The organism is Streptomyces sp. NPDC042346 (assembly GCF_055581845.1).
Genome location: NZ_JBVJEH010000010.1, coordinates 87,154 through 113,492, shown reverse-complemented (window position 1 = coordinate 113,492; position 26,339 = coordinate 87,154). Strand labels below are relative to the sequence as shown.

24 protein-coding genes are annotated in these 26,339 nt (G+C 72.4%); 11 read left to right on the top strand and 13 right to left on the bottom strand.

The features are described from left to right. Positions 1–6: 6 nt before the first annotated feature. Positions 7–747, top strand: coding sequence for a GNAT family N-acetyltransferase (locus tag ACZ6K0_RS32305; RefSeq protein WP_469233161.1), 741 nt, complete (start codon positions 7–9; stop codon positions 745–747). Between the two features lie 140 nt (positions 748–887). Continuing rightward, positions 888–1,358 carry a carboxymuconolactone decarboxylase family protein gene (locus ACZ6K0_RS32300; RefSeq protein WP_376403015.1) on the top strand — a complete coding sequence of 157 codons (471 nt, stop codon included), beginning with the start codon at positions 888–890 and terminating at the stop codon, positions 1,356–1,358. Here the strand turns inward: ACZ6K0_RS32300 and ACZ6K0_RS32295 are convergent. Then, on the bottom strand, positions 1,324–1,827 hold the full coding sequence (locus ACZ6K0_RS32295) for a GNAT family N-acetyltransferase (protein WP_469233471.1): 504 nt from the start codon (positions 1,825–1,827) through the stop codon (positions 1,324–1,326). The two genes, ACZ6K0_RS32300 and ACZ6K0_RS32295, sit on opposite strands and share 35 nt — an antisense overlap. A 59-nt stretch (positions 1,828–1,886) precedes the next feature. On the opposite strand from ACZ6K0_RS32295, the gene ACZ6K0_RS32290 reads away from it, so the two are divergent. Both ACZ6K0_RS32290 and ACZ6K0_RS32285 read left to right on the top strand, forming a co-directional pair. Beyond that, positions 1,887–2,333: a carboxymuconolactone decarboxylase family protein gene (locus ACZ6K0_RS32290; RefSeq protein ID WP_469233469.1), complete on the top strand. Its 447-nt coding sequence runs from the start codon at positions 1,887–1,889 to the stop codon at positions 2,331–2,333. Between the two features lie 92 nt (positions 2,334–2,425). Next, the gene (locus tag ACZ6K0_RS32285; protein WP_376403020.1) at positions 2,426–2,641 is read left to right on the top strand and encodes a hypothetical protein; all 216 of its coding nucleotides are present in this window, start codon (positions 2,426–2,428) and stop codon (positions 2,639–2,641) included. Positions 2,642–2,766: 125 nt separating this feature from the next. Here the strand turns inward: ACZ6K0_RS32285 and ACZ6K0_RS32280 are convergent, their stop codons facing one another. The 6 genes from ACZ6K0_RS32280 to ACZ6K0_RS32255 form a co-directional block, all read right to left on the bottom strand. After that, positions 2,767–4,332 (bottom strand): APC family permease, encoded by a 1,566-nt coding sequence (locus tag ACZ6K0_RS32280; RefSeq protein ID WP_376403023.1) that lies wholly within the window; start codon positions 4,330–4,332, stop codon positions 2,767–2,769. A 283-nt stretch (positions 4,333–4,615) separates the two neighbouring features. Then, positions 4,616–6,088: an aldehyde dehydrogenase family protein gene (locus ACZ6K0_RS32275; RefSeq protein WP_376403026.1), complete on the bottom strand. Its 1,473-nt coding sequence runs from the start codon at positions 6,086–6,088 to the stop codon at positions 4,616–4,618. Further along, a complete protein-coding gene (locus ACZ6K0_RS32270; RefSeq protein WP_469233158.1) occupies positions 6,085–7,824 on the bottom strand; it encodes an N-acyl-D-amino-acid deacylase family protein in 1,740 nt (579 codons plus the stop codon). Before ACZ6K0_RS32270 ends, ACZ6K0_RS32275 begins: the two co-directional genes overlap by 4 nt. Positions 7,825–7,968: 144 nt before the next feature. Further along, on the bottom strand, positions 7,969–9,093 hold the full coding sequence (locus tag ACZ6K0_RS32265; RefSeq protein WP_376403328.1) for an LLM class flavin-dependent oxidoreductase: 1,125 nt from the start codon (positions 9,091–9,093) through the stop codon (positions 7,969–7,971). Positions 9,094–9,268: 175 nt separating this feature from the next. Continuing rightward, positions 9,269–10,030: an SDR family NAD(P)-dependent oxidoreductase gene (locus tag ACZ6K0_RS32260; RefSeq protein WP_376403032.1), complete on the bottom strand. Its 762-nt coding sequence runs from the start codon at positions 10,028–10,030 to the stop codon at positions 9,269–9,271. Between the two features lie 14 nt (positions 10,031–10,044). Then, on the bottom strand, positions 10,045–10,965 hold the full coding sequence (locus ACZ6K0_RS32255) for an LLM class F420-dependent oxidoreductase (protein ID WP_469233156.1): 921 nt from the start codon (positions 10,963–10,965) through the stop codon (positions 10,045–10,047). Positions 10,966–11,265: 300 nt separating this feature from the next. Between ACZ6K0_RS32255 and ACZ6K0_RS32250 the strand changes: the two genes are divergently transcribed. After that, on the top strand, positions 11,266–11,796 hold the full coding sequence (locus ACZ6K0_RS32250) for an RICIN domain-containing protein (protein WP_376403038.1): 531 nt from the start codon (positions 11,266–11,268) through the stop codon (positions 11,794–11,796). Between the two features lie 60 nt (positions 11,797–11,856). On the opposite strand, the gene ACZ6K0_RS32245 is transcribed toward ACZ6K0_RS32250, so the two are convergent. Then, positions 11,857–13,107: an amidohydrolase family protein gene (locus ACZ6K0_RS32245; protein ID WP_376403041.1), complete on the bottom strand. Its 1,251-nt coding sequence runs from the start codon at positions 13,105–13,107 to the stop codon at positions 11,857–11,859. Positions 13,108–13,286: 179 nt separating this feature from the next. On the opposite strand from ACZ6K0_RS32245, the gene afsR reads away from it, so the two are divergent. Further along, positions 13,287–16,385: an SARP-family global regulator AfsR gene (gene afsR, locus ACZ6K0_RS32240; RefSeq protein WP_469233153.1), complete on the top strand. Its 3,099-nt coding sequence runs from the start codon at positions 13,287–13,289 to the stop codon at positions 16,383–16,385. A 233-nt stretch (positions 16,386–16,618) separates the two neighbouring features. Then, entirely contained in the window at positions 16,619–16,840 is a 222-nt protein-coding gene (locus ACZ6K0_RS32235) for a hypothetical protein (RefSeq protein WP_314613358.1), read from the top strand. A 260-nt stretch (positions 16,841–17,100) separates the two neighbouring features. Here ACZ6K0_RS32235 and ACZ6K0_RS32230 read toward each other — a convergent pair whose 3' ends face one another. Both ACZ6K0_RS32230 and ACZ6K0_RS32225 read right to left on the bottom strand, forming a co-directional pair. Beyond that, positions 17,101–18,681 (bottom strand): ATP-binding protein, encoded by a 1,581-nt coding sequence (locus tag ACZ6K0_RS32230; protein WP_469233151.1) that lies wholly within the window; start codon positions 18,679–18,681, stop codon positions 17,101–17,103. Further along, complete coding sequence (locus ACZ6K0_RS32225; protein ID WP_469233149.1) at positions 18,674–19,363, bottom strand: response regulator transcription factor; 690 nt, start codon at positions 19,361–19,363, stop codon at positions 18,674–18,676. Before ACZ6K0_RS32225 ends, ACZ6K0_RS32230 begins: the two co-directional genes overlap by 8 nt. 94 nt (positions 19,364–19,457) lie before the next feature. Between ACZ6K0_RS32225 and ACZ6K0_RS32220 the strand changes: the two genes are divergently transcribed. Beyond that, entirely contained in the window at positions 19,458–20,849 is a 1,392-nt protein-coding gene (locus ACZ6K0_RS32220; RefSeq protein ID WP_469233147.1) for a DUF2079 domain-containing protein, read from the top strand. On the opposite strand, the gene ACZ6K0_RS32215 is transcribed toward ACZ6K0_RS32220, so the two are convergent. Together ACZ6K0_RS32215 and ACZ6K0_RS32210 are read right to left on the bottom strand one after the other, a co-directional pair. Next, positions 20,837–21,496 (bottom strand): LppU/SCO3897 family protein, encoded by a 660-nt coding sequence (locus tag ACZ6K0_RS32215; RefSeq protein ID WP_376403048.1) that lies wholly within the window; start codon positions 21,494–21,496, stop codon positions 20,837–20,839. The genes ACZ6K0_RS32220 and ACZ6K0_RS32215 overlap by 13 nt on opposite strands. A gap of 147 nt (positions 21,497–21,643) precedes the next feature. After that, the gene (locus tag ACZ6K0_RS32210) at positions 21,644–23,206 is read right to left on the bottom strand and encodes a FadD3 family acyl-CoA ligase (protein WP_469233467.1); all 1,563 of its coding nucleotides are present in this window, start codon (positions 23,204–23,206) and stop codon (positions 21,644–21,646) included. Positions 23,207–23,360: 154 nt separating this feature from the next. Here ACZ6K0_RS32210 and ACZ6K0_RS32205 point away from each other — a divergent pair, with 154 nt between their 5' ends. Genes ACZ6K0_RS32205 through ACZ6K0_RS32195 form a run of 3 tightly spaced genes read left to right on the top strand, consistent with a single transcriptional unit; the run spans position 23,361 to position 25,735 of the window. Next, positions 23,361–24,503, top strand: coding sequence for a lipid-transfer protein (locus ACZ6K0_RS32205; RefSeq protein ID WP_376403051.1), 1,143 nt, complete (start codon positions 23,361–23,363; stop codon positions 24,501–24,503). A 21-nt stretch (positions 24,504–24,524) separates the two neighbouring features. Then, the gene (locus ACZ6K0_RS32200; protein WP_376403333.1) at positions 24,525–24,956 is read left to right on the top strand and encodes a Zn-ribbon domain-containing OB-fold protein; all 432 of its coding nucleotides are present in this window, start codon (positions 24,525–24,527) and stop codon (positions 24,954–24,956) included. After that, on the top strand, positions 24,953–25,735 hold the full coding sequence (locus ACZ6K0_RS32195) for an enoyl-CoA hydratase/isomerase family protein (protein ID WP_376403054.1): 783 nt from the start codon (positions 24,953–24,955) through the stop codon (positions 25,733–25,735). The genes ACZ6K0_RS32200 and ACZ6K0_RS32195 overlap by 4 nt, the downstream gene beginning before the upstream one ends. On the opposite strand, the gene ACZ6K0_RS32190 is transcribed toward ACZ6K0_RS32195, so the two are convergent. Further along, positions 25,722–26,330 (bottom strand): hypothetical protein, encoded by a 609-nt coding sequence (locus ACZ6K0_RS32190; RefSeq protein ID WP_469233145.1) that lies wholly within the window; start codon positions 26,328–26,330, stop codon positions 25,722–25,724. The genes ACZ6K0_RS32195 and ACZ6K0_RS32190 overlap by 14 nt on opposite strands. Between the last annotated feature and the right edge of the window lie 9 nt (positions 26,331–26,339).

Here is a 26,339-nt window from a genome sequence, read left to right as displayed (position 1 = left end):
GGCCCGGTGCTCCAGCGAATCGAAGCGTTCTACGACGCCGTCCCCCGTTCCTCCGCCCGCGCCGAGCCGCACGGGCCCCTGACCCTGTTCGTGCGGGAGGGCGAGGGCTGGCCCTACTACGCCCGCCCCGCCCTCGGCCACACCGGCGACGTGCCGGCCGACGCCGTGGAGGAGGTGCGGGCCCGGCAGCGCGAGCTGGGGGTGCCCGAGGCCTTCGAGTGGGTCGCCGAGACGACGCCGGGGCTGCGGGCGGCCGTGGAGGCGAGCGGCCTCACCGTGCACGAGCACCCGCTGATGGTCCTGGAGGGCGACGGGCTCGCCGTACCCGACCCCGAGGGAGTCACCGTCCGGCTCGTCGACCCGGACGACGCCGCGCTGGAGACCGCCGTCGCCGCCCCGTACGCGGCCTTCGGCATGGACCCGACGCCCGGCACCGCCCCGCTGGTCGCCGAGCGGATCACCGCCGGTCTGACCCGGCTCGCGGCGGCCCTCGACGGCGCGGGCACCGCCCTCGCGGCCGGGCAGCACCAGCCCGTCGGACCGGTGTCCGAGGTCGTCGGCGTCGGCACCGTCCCGGCGGCCCGCCGTCGCGGCCTCGGGCTCGCGGTGACGGCCGCGCTCGTCGCGGACGCCCGCGCCCGGGGCGCCGAGCTGGTGTTCCTGACGGCGTCGGACGCGGACGTGGCCCGGCTCTACGGGCGCCTCGGCTTCCGCACGATCGCGACCGCCCTCATCGCGGAGGCGTAATCGCGGAGGCGTAGGAGCGTCCGCGAAAAGTTCCTCGAAGAAAGTTCTCCCGTCGTGTCACATCCTCGGCGCGCGCTCCGTCATTGCAGTGAAAGCGACGGACGAGAGACGCTGACGAGAGACGCTGAGGAGCGATCATCATGGCGACGCACGAGCCCAAGGCCCGCATGACCAACCCCGCCTACGTCCTGCCCGACGCCGGCCCGGCGATCATGAACCTGGTGAAGGCCGCCCGGCAGGGCGGTGTCCCCGAGTCGACCCTGGAGCTCGTGCACCTGCGGGCCAGCCAGATCAACAGCTGCGGCTTCTGCGTCGACATCGGCGCGAAGAACGCCAGGAAGGCCGGGGTGAGCGACGAGAAGCTGTTCGCCGTCGCCGCCTGGCGCGAGGCGCCGTACTTCTCCGACGAGGAGCGTGCGGCCCTCGCGCTCGCCGAGGCCGCGACCCGGCTCGCCGACGTCTCGGACGCCGTACCGGACGCGGTCTGGGACGCCGCCGCCGATCACTTCGACGAGAAGCAGCTCGCGTCGATCGTGCTGATGGTCGGGATCACCAACCTCTTCAACCGGCTCAACGTCACCGTCCGGCAGCCGGCCGGCGCGGGCTTCTGACGGTACGGGCCGCCTCCCGCACCATCAGGTCGTCGACCGGGTCCTCCTCGGACTCGACCGTGAATCCCTCGCGCTCGTAGAGACGGCGGGCCGCGCTCCCCTTCAGGACCACCAGCCGGACGGCTATCCCCTCCGCGTCGGTCCGGTCGAGGAGGCCGCGCAGCACCGCCGTCCCGAGGCCCCGCCCCTGCACCTCCGGGGCGAGGTAGAAGTGCTCCAGGTAGACCCCGGACTCGGCCCCCGCCCCGTCGCCCTCCCCGTACGGGCGGAGCGTCACGCAGCCCGCGAAGGCGCCGCCGACCTCGATCACCGAGGTGTACGCGGGCGAGAACCCGTCCCGCAGCCGCTGCCGTACCCGGTGCTCGTCGTAGCGCCCGAGCCGCACGAGGTCGTCGCGCATGACGACCGCCCTCAGCTCGGCGACCGGTTCGACGTCCTCCGCCGTGCCCGGGCGCAGCGACCAGTTCATTTCCCCATACACGTAATCCACGCACGCATCCTAAGGAGCCCGCCGTGGCCGCCGCCCGCATGTCCAACCCCGCCACCGTCCTCCCCGACGCCCTGCCCGCGATCCTCCGCCTGGTCAAGGCCGTCCAGGCCGGCGGCGACATACCCGCCACCACCCTCGACCTGGTCCACCTCCGCGCCAGCCAGATCAACGGCTGCGGCTTCTGCGTGGTCGGCGGGGCGCTGAAGTCGCAGAAGGAGGGCGAGACCGACGAGCGGCTGCACGCGGTGGCGGCCTGGCGGGAGACCCCGTACTTCACCGAGGCGGAGCGGGCGGCGCTCGCGCTCGCGGAGCACGCGACCCGGCTCGCGGACCGCGCGGACGCCGTGCCGGACGAGGTGTGGGAGGAGGCCGCGCGCCACTACGACGAGACGCAGCTGTCCCAGCTCGTGCTGTGGCTCGGGGTCACCAACCTCTTCAACCGGCTCAACGCGACGACCCGGCAGCCGGCCGGGGCCTCCTGGTAGTCGGCCGGGGGCGGTGGCGGCCCGGCCGGTCGGCCCGGGCGGCGCCCCGGACGGGTCGTAACCGGATCCGACCCGTCCGCGTTGGAGCGGGCATGAAGAGGATCCTCACCGCAGCCGCCCTGACCGTCTTCGCCGCCGCGGGTGCCGCGGGCGCCACCGCCGGGACCGCCGCCGCCGACACCGGCGGCATGAACCTGCCCTCCGTCGTCCCGCTCAGCGGCGTCCTGACCCCCAAGGCGAAGCCGGCCGGCACCCCCGACCTGCCGCCGGCCAACGCGGCCGTGGAGCACCTGCTCCCCGGGCACTGACCCCCGCACCCCGGCCCGACCCCGTACCCCCTACCCCGTACGGCGGAATGACGAAGGCGACGGGACCCCCCACGGGCCCGCCGCCTTCGCGTTTCGGATGACTCAGGATTCGGCTACCGGACCGGTCAGTCGGCGACCACCAGCGACGGGGTCTCCTTCGTCAGGATCTCGCCCCGGAAGAACGCCGGGCTCTTCCGCTGCATGACCAGCATGATCACCACGCCGAGGAGCAGCAGCCCCACGCCGATCACGAAGACCGAGCCGACGCCGAAGACGGCGGAGCCGGAGCCGTAGGCCGGGTCCCACATGTCGTACAGGGTCTTGCCGAAGACGGCCGTGAGCATCAGCCCGCCGAGCAGCGGCATGAGGCCCTTGTAGGCGAAGTTCCGGCCGGAGCGGAAGAGCTCGCCGCGGAAGTACCAGACGCAGGCGAAGGCCGTCAGGGCGTAGTAGAAGCAGATCATCAGGCCGAGCGCGTAGATCGTGTCGACCAGGACGTTCTCGCTGACGAGGGTCATGACGGTGTAGAAGACGCCGGTGGCGACGCCGGCCACGATCGTGGCCTTGCCGGGGGTCTTGAACACCGGGTGGACCTTGGTGAAGGACTTCGGCAGCGCCTCGTACGTGGACATGGCGAGCACCGTGCGGGCGACCGGGATGAAGGTCGTCTGGAGGCTCGCGGCCGCCGAGGCGAGGACCGCGACGAAGAGCAGGATGCCGAGCGTCGGGCCCATGACGGGGCCGGCGAGTGCGGCGAAGACGTTGTCGGAGGTCTCCGGGTTGGCGAGGCCGAGGCCCTCCTCGCCGGAGCCGACGACCATCTGCGCGGCGATGCCGGTGGCGAGGTACGAGGCGACGAGCACGACCATCGCGATGAGCGCGGCGCGGCCGGGGGTCTTCGCGCTGCCGGTGGTCTCCTCGTTGGTCGCCATGCAGGCGTCCCAGCCCCAGTACATGAAGATCGAGAGCGAGAGGCCGGCGGTGAAGGCGGCGAAGGACTGGACCGCGAAGGGGTTCATCCAGGACCAGGAGAAGGAGACCGAGGTCTCGAAGTCGCCGGCCTTCGACAGCGCCATCGCCACGAAGACGACGAGGACGACGAGCTGGAGGCCGACGAGGGTGTACTGGAGGCCCTTGGTGGCGGTCATGCCGCGGTAGCTGATCGCGGTGGCGACGGCGATGAGCGTGAGGCACGTGATGATGTGGACGGCTTTGTTGTCGTCCAGGGCGGCGATGGAGTCGCTGCCGCTGATCTCCCCCGCGAGGAGCCAGAAGTAGGAGGTCGCGACGCCGGCGAGGTTGGACAGCACGATGATCGTCGCGATGACGAGGCCCCAGCCGCACATCCAGCCGATCTTGGGGCCGAAGGCCTTCACGGTCCACGTGAAGGAGGTGCCGCAGTCGGGCATGACCTTGTTGAGCTCCCGGTACGCGAAGGCGACGAGGAGCATCGGGAGGAAGCCCGCGAGGAAGATCGCCGGCATCTGCAGGCCGACCTCGCCGGCGGTGGAGCCGAGCGTCGAGGTCAGGCAGTAGACGGGGGCGACGGTCGAGATGCCGATGACGGCACTGCCGAGCAGGCCGACGGAGTTGCCTCCGAGGCCCTTGGTGCGGACAGCCTGGGTGCCGCCCGGGTCCTCGACTGGCCTTACCGTGTCTCCGGCCTGGGGCCGCACATCCACCTGAGTCATGAACAGGACGTTAAATGCTGCGGTTTCCATATCCGGAAGATCGAACTCCGCTCATTTGATCGATCATCGCCTTGCATTGCGCGGGTCGAAGCGGACACCGACCAATGATTGAAAGATCGACGACCGGAACGGACCGACCAACTGGTAGGTCGGTCGATCCGTGTCCGATATGCGGGAACCGCAGCAGTACCCCAAATGTCCGTTTTCAAAATTTCCCGAGGAATTTTCCGGGCGGTTCCCCGGGATGCCGTCGACCCGGGGAGAGCCCGGGCCGGGCCCGGGTTCAGCCCGGCCAGACGACCGACTGGAGCTCGCTGTACGCGTGCAGCGCGTACGAGCCGACGTCCCGTCCGACCCCGCTCTTCTTGAATCCGCCGAACGGCGCCTCCATGTTCCGCCCGATCGTGTTCACGCCCACCCCGCCGGCCCGCAGCCGGGCCGCGACACGGAAGGCGCGGGCCACGTCGCCGGACCACACGTAGTCGATGAGCCCGTAGTCGCTGTCGTTGGCGAGCGCGATGCCCTCCTCCTCCCCGTCGAAGGGGACGACCACGACCACCGGACCGAAGATCTCCTCCCGGACCACCCGCATCTCGTTGGTGCAGTCCGCGAGCAGGGTCGGGGCCACGTAGAAGCCCTTGGCGAAGTCCGGGCGCTCGCCGCCCGCGACGACCCGCGCCCCTTCCTTCCGCCCCAGCTCGACGTACGACTCCACCCGGTCGCGGTGGGCCGCCGAGATCACCGGGCCGACCACCGTGCCCCGCTCCGCCGGGTCCCCCACCGTCATGAAGGCCATGAAGCCGGTCAGCTTCTCGACGAGCTGCTCGTAGATCCCGCGCTGCGCGAGCACCCGGGTCGGGGCCGTGCAGATCTGCCCGCTGTAGAAGGCGAAGGTCGTCCCGATGCCCATGACGGCCGAGTCCAGGTCCGCGTCGTCGAAGACGAGCGCGGCCCCCTTCCCGCCCAGCTCCATCAGCTGCCGCTTGAGCGAGCGCCCGCAGACCTCGCCGATCGCCTGCCCGACGGCCGTCGAGCCGGTGAAGGAGACCATGTCGACGTCCGGGGAGTCGACGGCCGCCTGCCCGGACTCCACGGAGGAGCCGGTGACGACGTTCACGACGCCCGCGGGGACGCCGGCCTCCGCCAGGGCCCGGGTCATCGCGTACACCGACAGCGGGTCCTGCGGGGCCGGCTTCACGAGGACCGTGTTGCCCATCGCGAGCGCCGGCGCGATCTTGCCCGCCGGGTTGGCCCAGGGGTTGTTGTACGAGGTGATGCAGGTGACGACGCCGACCGGGCGCCGCACCGCCACCGCGCCGAACACCCCGGCCTTGCCCATCGGACCGGCCTCGTTGATCTGCGGCGGCAGCGCCTGCTCGACCGGCTCCATCGCGCCCCGGGCGTACCGCCGGAAGCGGGAGGAGCCGACCGCGACCTGCATGCCGCGGGCGGTGCCGGTGGTGGCGCCGGTCTCGGCCCGTGCGAGCAGGACGTTCTCCTCGGCGTCCCGGGCCATGAGGTCCGCGGCCCGGTCGAGGATCGCCGCCCGCTCCTCCGGCTTCGTCCGCGACCAGGAGTCGAAGGCCGCGCGGGCCGCGGCGGCCGCCTCGTACACCTGGGCGCGCGAGGCCTCCGGCGCGAGGCCGACGACCTCCTCCGTGGCCGGGTCGATCACCTCGTAGTGGCCGCCGTCGGGCTCGACCCACTCGCCGCCGATGAAGAGCCGCTCGGTCCTCACCTTCGCGGTACCGGTCATCGTGTCGCCACCGTCCTCGTGTCACGGCCGGAGCGCAGCACCCTCCCCGGGATCGCGCCGGTCACCTCGTCGTCCCGTACGGTCTCCACGCCGTTGACCCGGACCGAGACGATCCCGATCGCCCGCGAGTCCAGCCGCGGGCTGTCGCCCGGCAGGTCGTGCACGAGGGTCGCCGGGCCCGCCTCGATCCGCTCCGGGTCGAAGAGGACGAGGTCGGCGTGGAAGCCCTCCTCTATACGGCCCCGCTCGCGCAGCCCGAAGAGCCGGGCCGGCTCGTCGGTCAGCATCCGCACCGCCCGCTCCAGCGGGACCAGCTTCCGGCCGCGCAGACAGTCGCCGAGGAACCGGGTCGTGTACGGCGCCCCGCACATCCGGTCCAGGTGCGCGCCGGCGTCCGAGCCGCCGAGCAGCACGTCCTCGTGGTCCCAGGTCTCGCGGCGCAGCGCCCACGAGGCCGGGTCGTTGTCGCTGGGCATCGGCCACAGGACGGTCCGCAGGTCGTCGTTGGCGCAGATCTCGACGAGGCACTGGAAGGGGTCCTGGCCGCGCTCGGCGGCGATGTCCTTCACGACCCGGCCGCTCAGGCCCTCGTTCTCCTTGCTGTACGTGTCGCCGATGACGTACCGGCCGAAGTGGGCCAGCCGCCGGAAGACCCCGGCCTCCTTGGAGTCGGCGCGCCGCAGCATCTCGGCCCGGACGTCGGGGTCGCGGAGCTCGGCGATCCGCTCGGGGACGGGGAGGGCGAGGATCTCGCCCCAGCCGGGGATGAGGTTGAGGGCGCAGAACGTGCCGAGCGACATGTTCATGGGGGTGAGGATCGGCATGGTGAGGGCGACGATCCGGCCGCCGGACTTGCGGGCCCGGTCGGAGGCGGTGAGCTGGCGCGGGACGCGCTCGGGGACGGCGGCGTCGATGGTGAGGACGTTCCAGTTGAGCGGGCGTCCGGCCGCCGCCGTCATCTCGACGAACAGGTCGATCTCGGCGTCGGAGAACTGGTCGAGGCAGCCCGCGAGGATCGCCTCCAGCTGGGTGCCCTCGTGCTCGCCGACGGCCCGGGAGAGGGCGATGAGCTCGGCGGGCGTGGCGTGCCGGGAGGCGACGGGGGCGCCGTCGCCGTCGGAGTGGGTGGAGGACTGGGTCGTGGAGAGTCCCCAGGCCCCGGCCTCCATGGCCTCCTTGAGGAGGGCGACCATGTGCTCCAGCTGCTCGGGGGTGGGCTGTCCGCCGACGGCGTCCTCGCCCATCACGTACCGGCGCAGGGCGCAGTGGCCGACCATGAAGCCGGCGTTGACGGCGATCCGCCCTTCGAGGGCGTCGAGGTACTCGGCGAAGGAGGACCAGCCCCAGTCGACGCCCTCCTCAAGGGCCGCCAGCGCCATGCCCTCGACCTTGGACATCATGCGGCGCGTGTAGTCGGCGTCCTCGGGCCGGTCCGGGTGGAGCGGGGCGAGGGTGAAGCCGCAGTTGCCGCCGGCGACGGTGGTGACGCCGTGGTTCATGGAGGGGGTGGCGTACGGGTCCCAGAAGAGCTGGGCGTCGTAGTGGGTGTGGGGGTCGACGAAGCCGGGGGTGAGGACGAGGCCGGTGGCGTCCTCGGTGGTCCGGGCCTCCTCGCTGACGGTCCCGGGTTCGGCGACGACGGCGATGCGTCCGTCGCGTATCCCGACGTCGGCGGTGAAGGCGGGGGCGCCGGTGCCGTCCACGACGGTGGCGCCGGTGATCAGGTGGTCGAGCATGACGGTCCCTTTCTGTCCGTGGACGCGGGTGTGCCCCGGACCGGGGCCGCCGCGGAACGGCCACCGGCCGGGGCAGGTACGGGGCGGCGGTCCGGGAAGACACCGCCCCGCGCTCGTACGAGGGGGCTGCGCCCCGCGCTGCCGTCAGGAACCGGCGGCCTGGCGGAAGCGGGTCGTGCGGTGCACCGGGTCCGTGTCGATCTTGGGGATCACGTGCTCGCCGATCAGCTTGATCGAGTTCATCGTGTCCTCGTACGAGATCCCGATCGGGATGCCGAAGGAGAGCTGGTCGGCCCCGGCCTGCTCCCAGCGCTTGCACTGGGCGAGGACCTCCGAGGGGTCGCCGCAGATCATCAGCTCCTCCTGGATGAGGAGTTCGATGATCTCGGCCGAGTACTCGGGGAGCAGCTCGGGCCACTCGGGGATGCCCTCGGGCCGGGGGAAGGTGTCGTGGTAGCGGAAGAGCAGCGACTGGAGGTAGTTGAGGCCGCCGGAGACGGCGATCTCGACGGCCTTCTCGTGGGTCTCCGCGCAGATCGCGGTGGAGGTCACCATGACGTTGTCGTTGACGAAGTCGCCGACCGCCTTGGCCTCCTTGATCGCCGTCTTGTACGACTCGACGACCCACTCCATGTCGGAGACCTTCTGCACGCTGAAGCCGAGGACGCCGAGGCCCTTCTTCGCGGCCATGGCGTACGAGGAGGGGGACCCGGCCGCGTACCACATGGCGGGGTGGGACGCCCCGTACGGCTTGGGCAGGATCTTGCGGGGCGGCAGCGACCAGTGCTTGCCCTGGAAGCCGACGTACTCGTCCTGGAGCCACATCTTGGGGAACTCGGCGATCGTCTCCTCCCAGATCTCCTTCGTGTGGTTCATGTCGGTGATGCCCGGCATGAACCCGAGGATCTCGTGGGAGCCCGCGCCGCGGCCCGAGCCGAACTCGAAGCGCCCGCCGGAGAGGTGGTCGAGCATGGCGACCTTCTCGGCCACCTTCACCGGGTGGTTGACCGGGGCGAGGGGGTTGAAGATGCCGGAGCCGAGGTGGATCCGCTCGGTGGCGTGGGCGAGGTAGCCCAGGTAGACGTCGTTGGCCGAGATGTGCGAGTACTCGTCCAGGAAGTGGTGCTCGGAGGCCCAGGCGTACTTGAACCCGGACTTGTCGGCCTGGATGACGTACTCGGTCTCCTCCATGAGGGCCTTGTGCTCGGCTTCGGGATCGGTCTCGGCGCGCTTGCCGACGTATCCCTGTACGAAGATCCCGAATTCCAAGGGGTTCACCGTCCTCATTATTTCTGACGAACCGTCAGATCTCTGATGTGCCCGACTTTCGCACCACGGAGTGGGTGCGTCAATACCTGACGACTCGTCAGAACAGAACTCTTGGCTGACTCGGAGCGGACTCGGGGCGGACGCAGAGCGGACGCAGAGCGAACTCCGAGCGGACTCAGAACAGGCTGACGCCCGCCAGCCAGCCGCCGTCGATCACGAACGGCTGCCCGGTGATGTACGCCGAGTCCTCCCCCGTCAGGAAGAGCGCGAGCGCCGCCACCTCCGCCGGCCGCCCGATCCGCCCGAGCGGCACGAGCTTCCGGTACAGCTCGGCCGTGGAGGCCGGGTCCACGCCCTCCGGATTGCTCATCGGGGTGTCGATCGCCCCGGGGCAGACCGCGTTCACCCGGATGTTCCGCGCGGCCAGTTCGAGCGCCGCGACCTTGGTCAGCCCGAGGACGGCGTGCTTGCTCGCCGCGTAGGCGCCGACCCCGGCCATGCCGGTGAGCCCCGTGTACGAGGCGGTGTTGACGATCGTCCCGCCGCCGGCCGCGGCGATCTCGGGCGCGACCGTCCGGATGCCCAGGAAGCAGCCCGTCTGGTTGACCGAGACGATCGCCTGGAACTCCTCCAGGGGAGTGGAGAGCAGCTCGTTGAAGCGGAGGATCCCGGCGTTGTTGACGAGCCCGTCGATCTTCCCGAACCGCTCCTTGGCGAAGGCCACGGCCGCCGCCCAGTCGTCCTCGCCGGTCACGTCCAGCCGGACGTACGCGGCCCGCTCCTCCCCCAGCTCCTTGGCGAGCGCCTCGCCGGCCTCGTCGAGCACGTCCGCGAGGACGACCCGCGCCCCCTCGGCGGCGAAGAGCCGCGCCTCCTGCTCGCCCTGCCCGCGCGCCGCGCCGGTGACGAGGACGACCCGTCCGTCCAGCTTGCCCATGCCTGCCACGCTCCTCAGTTCAGGTGGGGGGCGACCTCCGTGCCGAAGGCCGCCATCTGGTCGATGAGTTCGGTACGGCTCCGGGAGCGGAACCGGACCTGGATCTGGTGCACGCCCATCTCCCCGTACGCGCGCAGGGAGGCGGCGAGCTCCTCCGGTGGGCCGCTCAGGGTGCGGCGGCCGACCGCCCAGCCGGGCTCGCCGACGTACAGCGCCTCGGTGATCGCGCCGACCGTGATCGGCTCGGCGATCCCGGCCTCGGCGCGGAGCCGCAGGAGCCGCTGGATCTGCTCGGCGAGCCTGTCGCGCGGGTCGCCCTGCGGCAGCCAGCCGTCGCCCCGGAGCGCGGCGCGGCGCACGGCGGCCGGCGAGGAGCCGCCCACCCAGACCGGGACCCGCTCCTGGGCGGGCCGGGGCAGCTGCCCGAGGTCCTTGAAGGCGAAGAGTTCGCCCAGGTGCTCGGGGTACTCCTCGGGGCCGAGGGCCGCCCGGAGCGCGTCGACGGTCTCGTCGAGCACGGCGCCCCGGCGCGCGAAGTCCACGCCGAGCGCCTCGAACTCCTCCTGGACGTGCCCGGCGCCGACGCCGAGGACCAGCCGGCCACCGGAGAGGTGGTCGAGGGTCGCGTACGCCTTGGCGGTGACGAGCGGATGGCGCAGCCCGACGACGGCGACGTGCGAGAGGAGCCTGACCCGCTCGGTGGCGGCGGCGAGGAAGGAGAGCGTGGCGACCGGGTCGTACCAGACGGTGCTCATCGCCCCGGCGAGGCGGCGCGGGATGGCGACGTGGTCGCAGCTCGCGAGGTAGTCGAAACCGTGGGCCTCGGCGGCCCGGGCGACGGCCAGCAGGTCCGCCGGCCCCGCGGCCGCCTCCCAGGCCTCGGCGTAGAGGGTGGACTGCGACTGGACGGGCAGCTGCATCCCGTAGACCACCATGGGAAACCCCCTCGATCTGACGAACCGTCACGTGTGCGGGCGAGCCCCCATGCTGGTACCTGACGCCCCATCAGGCAAGGCTCGCGCGGGATGGGTTCGGGAGTCCAGGCAGTGGGTTACGGACGTCCCGGGGAGGGGTTACAGGCGTCCCGGGCGTCCCTGGGACGGCCCACGGGCATCCCGGGACGGGGATCCGCCCTCCGCAGGAGCCCGGGTCGGATCCGGGACCCTACGCTCGGCGCCGTACATCGGGACCGCACCGGTAAGCGGCCCCGATCAGGGAGAGCCCACGGGGGAAGCATGCTCGGACAGAAGACGGCCACCGCACTGCGCGCACTCGGGACGGCCGCCGCGGCCCTCGGGCTCGTCGCCGGCGCCCAGGCGGCGCCCGCCGCCGCGCAGGACCTCGGCGGGCACCACTGGCAGAACCTGTACAGCGAGAGGTACCTGGAAGTCGGCGGCTGGGCCATGAACGACGGCGCCCTCGTCAACCAGTGGGACTACCACGACGGCGCCAACCAGCGTTGGGTCGCGGAGGGCGGCTGGGAGGGCAACCGCTGGTGGGGAACCATGAAGAACGCCAACAGCGGCAAGTGCCTGGAGGTCGCCGGCTGGAGCAAGGACAACGGCGCGACCGTCCGGCAGTGGGACTGCCACGGGGGAGCCAACCAGGTGTGGGACGAGCACTTCATCGACGACAACGTCTTCTACCTGATCAACAGGAACAGCGGGAAGTGCCTGGAGATCTCCGGCTGGAGCAAGGCCAACGGCGCCCGGGCCCAGCAGTGGGAGTGCACCGGAGGCACCAATCAGATGTGGGCGGCGCGCTGAGACCTGCCCGTACCGGGCGGATCAGGGCGCCGAACGGACCCTGATCCGCCCCACCCGGCCTCACCGCCCGGGCCACAGCCCCTCCGGCGTCAGCCCCAGCAGATCGATCGCGTTGCCGCGCACGATCCGCTCGACGACATCCGGCGCGAGGTGACCCATCTGGGCCTCGCCGACCTCCTTCGACTTGGGCCAGGTCGAGTCGGAGTGCGGGTAGTCCGTCTCGTACAGGACGTTCCCGGCCCCGATGGCGTCGAGGTTGCGGAGCCCGAAGGCGTCGTCGAAGAAGCAGCCGAAGACATGGCCGGCGAAGAGCTCCGACGGCGGGCGCAGCACCTTCTCGGCGACCCCGCCCCAGCCGCGGTTCTCCTCCCAGACGACGTCGGCGCGCTCCAGGATGTACGGGATCCAGCCGATCTGGCCCTCCGCGTACATGATCTTCAGGTTCGGGAAGCGCTCGAACTTGCCGCTCATCAGCCAGTCGACCATCGAGAAGCAGCAGTTCGCGAAGGTGATGGTGGAGCCGACCGCCGGCGGGGCGTCGGCGGAGGTGGACGGCATCCGGCTGGACGAGCCGATGTGCATGGCGATGACGGTGCCGGTCTCGTCGCAGGCCCGGAAGAAGGGGTCCCAGTGGTCCGTGTGGACCGAGGGGAGCCCGAGGTGCGGCGGGATCTCGGAGAACGCGACGGCCCGGACCCCGCGCGCGGCGTTGCGGCGCACCTCGGCGGCGGCGAGCTCGGGATCCCAGAGCGGGATGAGGGTGAGCGGGATGAGCCGCCCGTGGGCCTCGGGCCCGCACCACTCCTCCACCATCCAGTCGTTGTAGGCGCGGACGCAGAGCAGTCCGAGCTCGCGGTCGCTCGCCTCGGTGAAGGTCTGGCCGCAGAAGCGCGGGAAGGTCGGGAAGCAGAGAGCGGACTGGACGTGGTTGACGTCCATGTCGGCGAGGCGGTCGGGGACCGAGTGGGAGCCCGGCCGCATCTGCTCGTACGTGATGACTTCGAGGCGTATCTCGTCCCTGTCGTACCCGACGGCGGTGTCGAGCCGGGTGAGGGGACGGTGCAGGTCCTCGTAGACCCACCAGTCGCCGATGGGCCCGTCGTCGCCCTTGGCGCCCATGACCGGGGCGAACTTGCCGCCGAGGAAGGTCATCTCCTTGAGGGGGGCGCGGACGATCCGGGGCCCGGTGTCGTGGAAGCGGGACGGGAGACGGTCCCGCCAGACGTGCGGGGGCTCCACGGTGTGGTCGTCCACCGAGATGATCCTCGGGAAGGCCTCGGCGGCTGTCTCGATGCTCTCCATGCTCTCCATGGCTTTCACGGTAGCGCCGATCTGACGGCCCGTCAGCTATCGCGGCGTACAACGGTCGCGCAACGGCCACGTTCCAGCCCCGTTCCGGCCCCGCCTCCGGGCCGACCCGCTGCTGACGGACTCCCTCCGGACAAGGCAGACTGTCCTGGGCGAAACCAGCGGTACGGGCAGGGGGAGCTATGCACCGTGAAGACGGGCAGCGAGTTCCGGCGCAGCGGGCTCCGAAGGCGAGCGCGGGTGCCGACGCGGGCGCGAGCACGGATTCCGAGGTGCGCACGAACACCGGCAAGAGAACCGACAAGAGCACCGGCACGGGTACCGAAACGAGTACCGGCACGAGTACCGACAAGAGCACCGGCACGAGTACCGGCATCGAGCGCGCCACCGGCGGTGAGCTGCGCTTCGGGGTGCTCGGGCCCGTGCGGGCCTGGCGTGGCGGCGAGGCGCTGTCCACCGGTTCGCCCCAACAGCGCGCCCTGCTCGCCGCCCTGCTCCTGCGCGGCGGACGCACCGCCACCGCCTCCGAACTGATCGACGCGCTGTGGGGCGAGGAACCGCCCTCGCAGGCCCTCGCGGCCGTACGGACCTACGCCTCGCGGCTCCGCAAGGCCCTCGACCCGAAGGTCCTCGTCAGCGAATCCGGCGGCTACGCGCTGCGCACCAAGGCCCTGGACCTCCTCACCGCGCAGGAACTGGCCACCGAGGCCGAGAAGCTGCGGTCCTCCGGGGACCGGGCGGGCGCCAGGGCGCGGCTCGCCGAGGCCCTCGCCCTGTGGGACGGCGAGGTGCTGGCCTCCGTACCCGGCCCGTACGCCGAGACGCAGCGGACCCGCCTGGAGGAATGGCGGCTGACGCTCCTCGAAACCCGCCTGGACATCGACCTGGAGGTCAGCGCGCACGCCGAGGCCGTCTCCGAACTGACCGCGCTGACCGCCGCGCACCCGCTGCGCGAGCGGCTCCGCGAGCTGCTCATGCTCGCCCTCTACCGGAGCGGACGGCAGGCGGAGGCGCTCGCCGTGTACGCGGACACGCGCCGGCTCCTCGCCGACGAACTCGGCGTCGACCCGACCCCCGAACTCTCCCGGCTCCAGCAGCGCATCCTCCAGGGCGACGCCGAACTGGCCCGCCCTGTCGAGGAGGCGGCCCCGGCGGCCGCGCCCGTCGCACGCCCCGCGCAGCTCCCCGCCACCGTCCCGGACTTCACGGGCCGGGCCTCCTTCGTACGGGAACTCGGCGCCCGGCTCGCCACCGCCGAGGGCCACGTCATGGCCGTCTCCGCGCTGGCGGGAATCGGCGGCGTCGGGAAGACGACCCTCGCGGTGCACGTCGCCCACGAGGCACGGCCGCACTTCCCCGACGGGCAGCTGTACGTGGACCTCCAGGGCGCCGGCAACCGCGCCGCCGCCACGGAAACCGTCCTCGGCTCCTTCCTCCGCGCCCTCGGCACCCCCGACTCGGCCATCCCCGACTCCCTCGACGACCGCGCCGCGCTCTACCGCTCGACGCTCGACGGCCGCCGGGTCCTGGTCCTCCTGGACAACGCGAGGGACGCCGCCCAGATCCGCCCCCTCCTGCCCGGCACGGCGGGCTGCGCGGCCCTGGTCACGAGCCGTATCCGCATGGTCGACCTGGCGGGCGCGCACCTGGTGGACCTGGACGTGATGTCCCCGGAGGAAGCGCTCCAGCTCTTCACGAGGATCGTCGGAGAGGAACGGGTCCAGGCGGAACGCGAATCGGCCCTGGACGTGGTGGCAGCCTGCGGCTTCCTCCCCTTGGCGATCCGCATCGCGGCGTCCCGCCTGGCGGCCCGCCGGACCTGGACGGTCTCGGTCCTGGCGGCGAAGCTCGCCGACGAGCGCCGGCGCCTCGACGAACTCCAGGCGGGCGACCTCGCGGTCAAGGCCACCTTCGAACTCGGCTACGGCCAGCTCGAACCGGCCCAGGCCCGCGCGTTCCGCCTCCTCGGCCTCGCCGACGGCCCGGACATCTCGCTCGCGGCGGCGGCGGCCGTCCTGGACCTCCCCCTCTGGGACACGGAGGACCTCCTGGAGGCCCTGGTCGACACGTCCCTCCTGGAATCGGCGGCGCCGGGCCGCTACCGCTACCACGACCTGGTCAGGCTCTACGCGCGTGCCTGCGCGGATCGCGACGAACAACCGCCGTCGGAGAAGGAATCGGCCCTCTCCCGCCTCCTGGACTTCTACCTGTCGACGGCGGCGCGGGTGTACGCCATCGAGCGCCCGGGCGACCGCCTGGTCGACCACCTGGAACCCACGACCCACGAGGGCCTCACCTTCACCGACCGCCACACGGCCCAGGACTGGCTCTACGCGGAAGCCAACTGCCTCCTCGCGACGGTCCGCCAGTCCGCCTCCTCCCCCGGCACCCTCCGCCGCGCGGTGGACCTGCTGTGGGCGTCGCTCGACCTCGCGGAGTCGGGCGCGAACTCGAAGGAGTACGAGGCGGTGGCAACGGTCCTCCGGGAGGCGGCGGGGCGCACGGGCGACACCAAGGCGGCGGGGCGCGCGGCGATCACGTCGGCCTACGTCCATCACGTGTCCGGCCGGTTCGACCAGGCCGACCAGGAGGCCCGTGAGGCCATGGGGCTGGCGGACCGGGTCGACGACCGCATGCCGCGCTCCTGGGCCGCCAACACCCTCGGCGTCATGGCGGTCTACCGCAACCGGTACGAGGAGGGCGAGGAGTTCCTCAACCGTGCCATCGAGGAGTTCCGGGACTGCCAGGACGAACCGGGCGAGGCCAGCGCCCTGTGCAACCTCTCCCGTATCCACCTGCTCACCGGGCGCACGGGCAGCGCCGTCGTCCTGGCACGCCGAGGCACGGACATGTACGACCGCATGGGCCACGCCCTGAAGGGCGCCAACGGCCGGTACGCCATGGGAGTCGCGCTGACGCAGAGCGGCCAGCTCACCGACGCCTACGCCAGCCTGGCGGCTGCTCTGGAGGTCTTCCGGGACAGCCGGCAGCGGCTGTGGGAGGGCATGACGCTGTTCCGCATGGCCGAGGTGGACGTCGCGGGACGCCGATACGCACAGGCGGCCGCCAACGCGGAGATGGCGCTGACCGTCCTGCGCGGGATCGGTGGCGAGTGGCGGCGCGGCAACGTCCTCACCGTGCTGGGCCGCGCCCTCACCGGCATCGGCCAGTCGGGCCGGGCCGAGGTCTGCTGGCGGGACGCCCTGGCCATCTACGAGGAGCTGCACTCCCCCGAGGCCACGGAGGTCCGGGCTCTCCTCACGCCCGTGGCAGCCGCCTGACGGCCCGGGATCACCGGCCCGGGCTGGGCGTTCATCGTTCGTTTATCGCCGCCGGACATGCTTCACTCATCGATCCGTCGCCTCGGGGGGCAGACGGGTCGCCGAAGAGGCCGTTCGGCCGAAGCACTAGGGTGAGCGGCCCTGTAGAGAGACCCCGCCCGGCAGTCCACGGGGGAACAGCCGGGCGGGGCTCGACGACCCATCTGTCTCAAGAAGAACCACGGGAGGTTGCGATGAGCGACGAGTCGATCGTCAAGCCGACGAACATTCACGTCACCGGCGGCGAGGCCGCTGACATCGAGACCAAGAACATCCACGTCACCGGCGGCGAAGCCGGCGACTCCATAGCCGAGAAGATCGGCGTCAAGAACATCCACGTCACCGGCGAGCCGGCTGACACGGAGACCGCCGCTCCGCTCGGCAACATCCACGTCACCACGGAGCCGGCCAAGTAGACCATTCCCGACGGGGAAAGGCCGCGGCGGCGACTTCGGGGGAGCTGCCGGGGCCCAGGGAGGTCCGGTCGACGGGGGAGCACACGGACTCGGGGGACACCCGACGGACCCAGGGGGGATCCGTCCGGGCAGGGCCCGTGCGCAACGCGATCGGACCACCGCGAAGAGGGGCCGGGCAGCTGCCCGGCCCCTCTGGCGTGCGCGGACGGCCGGCGGACCGACCTGACAGATCCTGATCTCACCGGATCCCCGGCCGGCGTCTACGCCTCGGTGCATCTTCGGGTCGGGGCCACGCTCCCCCGGGACACGCAGGCCGTCCAGCGGTCGCGGGAAGAGACCGGTTCCTGGATGGCGTCGGCCGGGCGGGCGGGACCTGCGGGGAAGCGGGCCACCAGGCGTGCGCCCCGCGCCGCGTCCTCGATCGTCAGGGTGCCGCCGTGGTGGGTGGCGATGTCGCGGGCAATGGGGAGGCCCAGGCCCGCGCCGCCCGAGGCGCGGGTGCGGGAGGCGTCGAGGCGGGTGAAGCGGTCGAAGACGCGGGACCGGTCGGCGGGTGGGATGCCCGGGCCGTCGTCCTCAACGGTCAGGGTGACCGTGGCCCCGGTGACACCGACACTGACCCCGACCTTCGTCGTCGCGTGGCGGCACGCGTTCGCCAGGAGGTTGCGGAGGAGGCGTTCCAGGCGGGTCGCGTCGCCGTGGACGACGGCCGGGAGCGGGGCCTCGCACGTGAGGCCGAGGTGGGCCGCGTCCGGGAGGTGCTGGTGCTCGCGGACCAGGTCCTCCGCGAGCGCCGCCAGGTCCACCGGCTCCCGCACCGCCGCCGTGGCCCGGTGGCTCGCGAGGAGCAGCAGGTCGTCGGCGAGCGTCTGGAGCCGTACGACGTCGGCCGCCGCCCCGGCCACCACCTCCGGCCAGTCGATGACCGAGTCCGGGTGCCGCAGCGCCGTCTCCAGTTGGGCGCGCAACGCCGCGAGGGGGCTGCGGAGTTCGTGGGCGGCGTCCGCCGCGAACTCCTGCTGTCGCGCCGAGGCCTGCTCCAGCCGGTCGAGCGTGTCGTTCGTGGTCTCGGCGAGCCGGGCGATCACGTCGTCCGTCGGCGGCACCGGGACGCGCCGGTCGAGCGACTGGCCCGTGATGTCGGCGAGTTCGCGGCGGATCGCCTCGACGGGGCGGAGCGCCCGACCCGCCGCCACGTGGACCAGCGCCCCCGTGAGCAGGGCGATGAGCGGCGCCCCCGTGGTCAGCATGATCCAGTACGTGTTGCTCCACGGCTCCTGGTGCTCCGGCTGTGCCCGGCGCAGGACCTCGACGGCCGCCGCGAACAGCACCCCCGTCGTGGTCGCCGCCGCCAGGACCGTACGGCCGCGGTACGGCAGCCGGCCCGCTCCGCTGCCGAGCGCCGCCCACACCGCCGCCGCCGTGAGGAGGCCCGCCGAGGGGCCGATGAACATCAGGCCCCAGCGGAACGCCTCCTTCGCGACCAGCCACGGCTTGATCGGGTTCTCCCTGACCAGCCACTGCGCGTACGTCGCGAAGAGCGCCCCCGAGGTCAGGCCGGCGGTCGGCGCCGCCCGGAGCCGCGCCGCCGTTCCGTGCCCCCGGCCGGCGAGCCAGCCGGCGACGACCACGCACAGCGCGCCGAGCGCGCATCCCGGCCAGGCGAGGTACGCGATCTGCGGGCCCACCCGGTCGGTGGCGATCACCTCGGGGATCACCCAGGGCAGCGGGCCCACCGCCTGGTCCGCCGCTTCCAGCCACCACACGGACACCGACACGACGAGCCACGCCGCGAGCCCCGACGCCCACACCGGCCGGTACGGGTAGCGCTGTTCAGCCACGGCCGCCCCCGCTGTTCCCCGCCACCCGGTACCCCGCCCCCCGTACCGTCTCGATCGTCTCCCGTCCGAACGGCGCGTCGATCTTCCGCCGTACGGCGCTGATGTAGACGTGCACGATGTTCGGGTCGCCGGTGAAGTCCGCCGACCACACCTCGTCGAGGATGTCGAGCGTCGGGACGACCTCGTCCAGGCGCGTCAACAGGCACTGGAGCACCCCGAACTCCTTCGGCGTGAGGGCGATGTCGGTCGCGCCCCGGCCACACGCCCTGCGGGCCTGGTCCAGCCACAGGTCGCCGCACTCCAGGAGCGTGCGGGTGCGGGCGCCGCCCCGGCGGAGCAGGGCGCGGAGGCGGGCCTCCAGGACGACGTACGAGAAGGGCTTGGCCAGGTAGTCGTCGGCGCCCGTGTCGAGGCCCTCGGCCTCGTCGTACTCGCCGTTCTTGGCCGTCAGCATCATCACCGGCACGTCGTTGGACTCGGCACGCAGCCGGGAGCAGACCTGGTAGCCGTTGAGGCCGGGCAGCATGATGTCGAGCAGGACCGCCGCGTACCGGTGCTCCCGGGCCAGGTGGAGCCCGGTGACGCCGTCGTGGGCGACGTCGACCGTGTACCCGACGGCCGAGAGGCCGCGCCGCAGCGAGGCGGCGATCCTCTCCTCGTCCTCGATCACCAGTACGCGCATGGGCCGAGTATCGCCGGGGCGGCGAAGGCGGTGCTGAGGAAATCCTCAGGGTCCTTCAGGACCCTCTCAGGTGCGGGCGGCGAGGGTCCCCCGCATGGCCGCCTTGATCACCGAGCCCTTGACCACCACGTCCACGACCACCGGCACCACCCCCTCCCGCGTCCTCCCCGCCCTCCTCGCCGCCGGCTTCCTCGTCCTGTACACGGTGTTCGCACTGCGCGAGCACGCCCGTTTCCGGACGACCGGCTACGACCTCGGGATCTTCGGGCAGGCCGTGCGCGCGTACGCGGAAGGGCGGGCGCCCGCCTCGGAGATCCGGGCCGCGACCGCCCCGCCCGGCTTCGCCGGCGACGCTTACCCGCTCCTCGGCGACCACTTCCACCCGGTCCTCGCCCTCCTCGCGCCGCTCTACCGGCTGGCCCCGCACGTCGAGACGCTCCTCGTCGCGCAGGCCGCGCTCGTCGCCCTCGCCGTGTACGTCCTCGCGCGGACCGCCCAACAGCAGCTGCCGGGACGGGCGTTCGCGCCGCTTGCCATCGGGACGGCGTGCGGGCTCGGCTGGGGCGTGCAGCAGTTGATCGGCTTCGACTTCCACGAGGTCGCCTTCGCCGTCCCCCTGCTCGCCCTCGCCTGCCGCGCCTACCTCGACGGGCGGACCCGGGCCGCCGCCTGCTGGGCCGCCGCCCTGCTCCTCGTGAAGGAGGACCTGGGCGCGACGGCCGCCGTCTTCGGGCTGCTGCTCGCCCGGCAGGATCGCCGCACCGGGCTCGCCCTCACCGCCGGGTCGCTCCTCGGCGCCGCGCTGATCGTGCACGGGGTGATCCCGTCCTTCGCTGCCGACGGGCGGTACGTGTACCTGGCGCAGGCCTCACCGGCGTACGGGCTCCTCGACGGCTGGCACGTGAAGGCGCTGACCGTGCTCCTCCTGCTCGCCGTGACCGGCGGGCTCGTGGTGCGCAGTCCGCTCGCCTGGCTGCTCCTGCCGACCCTGGCCTGGCGGTTCACCTCCGCCAACCCGGCGCACTGGGAGCCGGGCCTGCACTACTCGGCGGTCCTCGTGCCGATCGCCCTGGCCGCCCTCGTCGACGCCCTCCGCCGGGGCGTGCGGCTGCCGCTCTCCGTACCGGTGGCCGTCGCGCTCCTGCTGCTGCCCACGCAGCCGGTGGCCGCGCTCGTCACCCCGGGCTTCTGGCGGGACACGCCCCGGGAGGCCGCCGCGCGCCGGGCCGTGGAGCTGGTGCCGGACGGGGCCCGGGTGGCGGCGAGCAACGGTCTGGCCCCGCACCTGACCGACCGGGCGACCGTGCACCTGGTCGCGGACGGGGTGCTCGACCGGCGCCCGGCGGTGGAGTGGATCGTGGCCGACGTACGGGACGACTTCCCCGTCGGCGCGGTCGGCGGTGTCCTGGCGCGGGCCGGGGAGCGGGGGTGGCGGGTCGTGCGGGAGGAGGCCGGGGTCGTCGTGCTCGTACATCAGCGGGCGTAGGAGCCGAGGCCGACCAGGCAGTACACGTACTCGCTCATGACGGCGCCGTTCATCGTGTACCGGTGCGAGAAGGCGTACTCCGTCTTGGGGTTGGCGTTGCACTTGTTCATGTCCGAGGTGAACGGGAAGGTCTGGATCACCTTGTAGTGGGCGTCGGAGGCCGAGCAGGAGACCTCCTCGACGTCCTCGACGCTCTGCGCGGTCTCGGAGTCGGGCAGCTGCCCGTTGAGGCAGGTGCCCTTCTCGAACGGGTCGGGCTCCTTCTCGGTGGGGGCGGCGGTCGCGGTGGGGTCGAGGTCGAGGCTCGGGAAGGGCGAGACCGAGAAGGTCGGGATCGGGCCCGGGCCCCGGGAGCCGGCGGAGTCCTTGTCGTCGTCCAGGAGGAACGCGCCGCCGACGAGCGCGCCGATCACGATCAGCGGGACCAGGCAGCCGAGGACGCCGGACTTCTTGGCCTGCTGCGGGCCGCCGCCGACCGTGATGCGCACGTACACCGTGTCGTTGCCGAGCCGGGCCGGGACGAGGTCGCCGTGGCGGCAGGGCGGGACGCTGAGCTGGGCGGGGCCGGTCGGCAGGTTGACCGGGATGACGACGCCGGTCGCGGCCTGCTGCGGGGTGAGGGTGAGGCGGATCTCTTGCGTCGACACCGGCTGCTCCTGGAGGAGGGGGCGGGGTAAAGGAGGCGTAAGACTGCCCGTATGACGTGTGCATGTGGGGAGTTGGTTGCACTCCCCACGCGTGCCGGCCCCGCGTGGGTCAGCCCCACGCGGGCCCCCGTCGGTCAGCCCACGCCGTCAGCCCCCCGTCGCCGCCCTCTCCCTCAGCTCCCCCTTCACCACCTTCCCGCTCGCGTTCCTCGGCAGCTCCGTCACGAACTCGACCTCGCGCGGCACCTTGTAGTTCGCCATCTCCCGCCGCGACCAGGCGATCAGATCGTCCGCCGTCACCCGCGCCCCCGGCCTCCGCACCGCGAAGGCCTTGCCGACCTCGCCGAGCCTCGGGTCGGGGATGCCGACGACGGCGACGTCCGCGATGTCGGGGTGGAGGCCGAGGAGTTGCTCGATCTCGGCCGGGTAGGCGTTGAAGCCGCCGACGATGAACATGTCCTTCAGGCGATCCGTGATGCGGAGGTTGCCGGCCTCGTCGAGGACGCCGATGTCCCCGGTGTGGAGCCAGCCGTCCTCGTCGACCGCCGCCGCCGTCGCCCCCTCGTCCTCGAAGTAGCCGCGCATCACGTGGTGGCCCCGGACGAGGACCTCGCCGGTGGGCGAGAGGCGGACCTCCGTGTCCGGGATCGGGCGGCCCGAGGTGGTGGCGACGGTCTCGTCCGGGTCGTCGCGGCGGCACATCGTGACGATGCCGCTCGCCTCGGAGAGTCCGTACGCCGTGAGGACCGTGCCGACGCCCAGCTCCGTGCGGAGCCGCTCGACGAGCCGGAGCGGGACCACCGCCGCGCCCGTCACGACGAGCCGGAGCGAGGAGAGGTCGTGCGCCGGGCGGGCGGGGTGGTCCAGGAGGGACTGGTGGAGGGTGGGCGGACCGGGCAGGACCGTGACGCGTTCGGCGGCGATGTTGGCGAGGACGGTGTCCACGGTGAAGACGGGCTGCGGGACGATCACCGCGCCGCGCATGAGGCAGGCGAGGATGCCGGCCTTGTAGCCGAAGGTGTGGAAGAACGGGTTGACGACGAGATAGCGGTCGCCCTCCCGGAGGCCGGCGAGCTCGGACCAGACCGCGTAGCAGCGCAGCGTCTGGGCGTGGCCGATGACGGCGCCCTTCGGCCGGCCCGTGGTGCCCGAGGTGTAGATGATGTCGGAGGGGTCGGCGGGGTCGATCGCGTCGGCCCGCGCGCGGACCCGCGCGGCCGGGACCCGGTCGCCCTCCGCGAGGAAGGCCTTCCAGGTCGTCCAGCCCGCCTCGTCGGGCGCGGTGTCGCCGAGGACGACGACCTTCTCCAGGTCGGGGAGCTCGACGCCCGAGCGGCGCAGGGAGGCCACGTACGACGTGCCGAGGAAGGTTCCGGTGACGAAGAGCAGCCGGGCCCGGGAGCTCCGGAGGACGTAGGCCGCCTCGGTGCCCTTGAAGCGGGTGTTCAGGGGGACGAGGACGGCGCCCGCGGTGACGGCGCCGAGCGCCGAGACGATCCAGTCGAGGGTGTTGGGGGCCCAGACCGCCACCCGGTCCCCCGCCCGTATCCCGGTGGCGAGACAGGCCGCGGCGGCCCGTTCGACGCGCTCGCCGAGCTCGGCGTACGTGACGCGGACGCGGCCGTCGACGACGGCCTCCCGCTCCCCGTACCGCCCGGCCGCCGCCCGTACGAGCCCGGGGATCGTGCCCCACTCCAGGTCGCCACGCATCCCGCCGGGCATCCCGCCCTGCATCTCACCGCGCATCTCACCGCGCATCTCCACCTCCGGCAGTCCACTCCGCCCACTCCCGTGAGCTGACTATCCGTCAGATTAGTTGTAACCTGACGCGCTGTCAGTAGCGTTGCCACTCCGGGAGGTTGTCTTGCTCAAGGACGCCACGGCCATCGTCGGGATCGGACAGACCGACTTCGCCAAACAGCTCCCCGAGAGCGAGAAGGCCCTCGCCTGCCGGGCGATCCTCGCCGCCCTCGACGACGCCGGGATCGACCCCTCCGAGGTCGACGGCTTCGCCTCCTACACGATGGAGGAGACCGACGAGGTCGAGGTCGCCAAGGCCATCGGCGCCGGCGACGTCACCTTCTTCTCCAAGGTCGGCTACGGCGGCGGCGGCTCCTGCGCCACCGTCGGCCACCTCGCCGCCGCCGTCGCCACCGGCCAGGCGAGCGTCGGCGTCGCCTGGCGCTCCCGGAAGCGGGGCAGCGGCCCCCGGCCCTGGACCAACACGGCCGCCCAGCTCGCCACCCCCGGCCAGTGGACCCGCCCCTTCGGGCTGCTCCGCCCCGCCGACGAGATCGGCATGCTCGCCCGCCGCTACATGCACGAGTACGGCGCCACCCGCGACCACCTCTTCAACGTCGCGCTCGCCTGCCGCAACCGCGCCAACCAGAACCCCGCCGCGATCATGTACGAGCGCCCGCTGACCCGCGAGATGTACATGACCTCCCGCTGGATCAGCGAACCCCTCTGCCTCTTCGACAACTGCCTGGAGACCGACGGCGCGCTGGCCTGCGTCATCGTCTCCGCCGAACGGGCCCGCGACTGCCGCCGGAAGCCGGTGTACGTGCACTCCGCCGCCCAGGGCCTGCCCGCCCAGCACCACGGCATGGTCAACTACTGGAACGACGACCCGCTCTCCGGACCCGCCTGGACCGCCGCCCGACACCTCTGGAAACAGGCCGACTTCGGCCCCCAGGACGTCGACGTCGCCCAGATCTACGACGCCTTCACCCCGCTCGTCCCGCTCTCCCTGGAGGGCTACGGCTTCTGCGGGCGCGGCGAGGGCGCCGCGTTCACCGAGGGCGGCGCCCTGGAGATCGGCGGCCGGCTGCCCCTCAACACCGGCGGCGGCGGCCTCTCCGAGGCGTACGTCCACGGCTTCAACCTCATCAACGAGGGCGTGAAGCAGCTCCGCGGCACCTCCACCGCCCAAGTACCCGACGCCGCCACCTGCCTGGTCACGGCCGGCGAGGGCGTCCCCACCTCCGCGATCCTCCTACGAGCCTGAGGAGCCGAGACACCGATGCCGATGCTGACACCCGTCGCCGACGGGGACGGCGCTCCCTTCTGGGAGTACGCCGCCCGGGGCGAACTCCGCGTCCAGGCCTGCGCGGCCCCCGACTGCGGAGAGCTCCGCTTCCCGCCCCGCCCCTGCTGCCCGCACTGCCGCTCCTTCGACAGCGAGTGGCGGCTCATGTCCGGACGCGGCCGCATCTGGTCGTACGTCCTGCCCCACCCGCCGCTCCTGCCCGACTACGCCGCCCAGCCCGGGTACAACGCGGTCCTCGTCGAACTGGCCGAGGCACCCCGCATCCGCCTCGTCGGCAACGTCGTCGCCGCCCCCGACGCACCCCTGAACTCGGTCGACGCGGGCCGGCTGCGGATCGGCGCCCCGGTGAAGGTCGCCTTCACCGAGGTCGACGGCGTCACCGTCCCCCGCTGGCTCCTGGAGCGGGGATGACCGTACGCGTCGAGCGCGACAAGGAGACCGGGGTCGCCGTCGTCACCCTCGACCGGCCGGAGAAGCACAACTCGATCACCCTCGACATGGCCCGCGACCTCGCCGCCGTCTGGCGGGGCTTCCGGTACGAGGACGAGGTCCGCGCGATCGTCGTCACCGGGGCCGGCGGGCGGGCCTTCTGCACCGGGATCGACCGGGACGCCGTCGGGAACATCCCGCAGCCCTCCTCCCCGTACACGATCGACGACCCCCTCCTCACGATCGGCCCCAAGGCGAACGACCTGTGGAAACCGGTGATCGCCGCCGTCGAGGGCATGGCCTGCGGCGGGGCGTTCTACCTGCTCGGCGAGGCCGAGTTCCTGATCGCCGGCGAGGACGCCACCTTCTTCGACCCGCACACCACCTACGGGATGGTCAGCGCCTTCGAGACCGTCCACATGGCGCAGCGGATGCCCTACGGGGAGATCGCCCGGATGGCCCTGATGGGCAGCGCGGAGCGGATCTCGGCCCGGCGCGCGTACGAGACGGGGCTCGTCTCCGAGCTGACCGCGACCGGCGGGGCCCTGGAGGCCGCCCGGCAGGCCGCGGCCGTCATCGCCGCGCACCCGACCGAGGCCGTCCAGGGCACGGTCCGGGCCCTCTGGTCGGTCACCGAGCCGTCCCGCGCCCCGGCCCTCGCCCACGCGCCGCACCTGGTCACCCTGGGGAACCTGACGCCGGAGCGTCAGGCGGAGCTGTTCACCGGGCGGGGGCGGGGGCCGGGGTTCAGGACGAGGTAGTGGCGGAGGGGGTCTCCGAGGGGATGTCGGTCGCGCTGTCGTCCTCGCGCACGTCGTACACCCAGCAGTTCTTCACCTGGCCGACGGCCTTCGGGGTCTTCATCGCGACCTCGAAGGTCTTCGTCCCGCCGCCCTCGACGGTGACGAGGGCGTCGGCCGAGTCCACCGCGGACCCGTTCGAGCCCTTGAACTCCAGGGTCACCTCGAACGTCTCCGTGTACGCGCTCTTCGAGGTGATCCGCAGGGTCGCCGTGGTGTCCGCCTTGCGGGCCGGCTTGCCCTTGCGCTTCTTCTGCGCGGGCTTCACGCAGTCGACGACCACGACCTCGGCCACCGCGCGGGAGGCGGTGGGGGTGGGCGCCGTCGTCTGCGATCCGGAGCCGCCCGAGCCGCTGTAGTCGTCGTTGTCCTTCTCGTCGCTGGAGCAGCCGCCGCCCGAATCGTCGTCGTCCGAGTGGCTGCGGCTCTTGCCGCTCTTGCTCTTCCCGCTGCCGCCGCCGCTGCTGCTGCCGTGGCCGTGGCCGGTGTGGAATCCGGTCAGCGCGAGCACCACCACCGTGAGCGTCGCCGCCATCTTCAGGCGCGTGCGCACCATCGGCCCTCC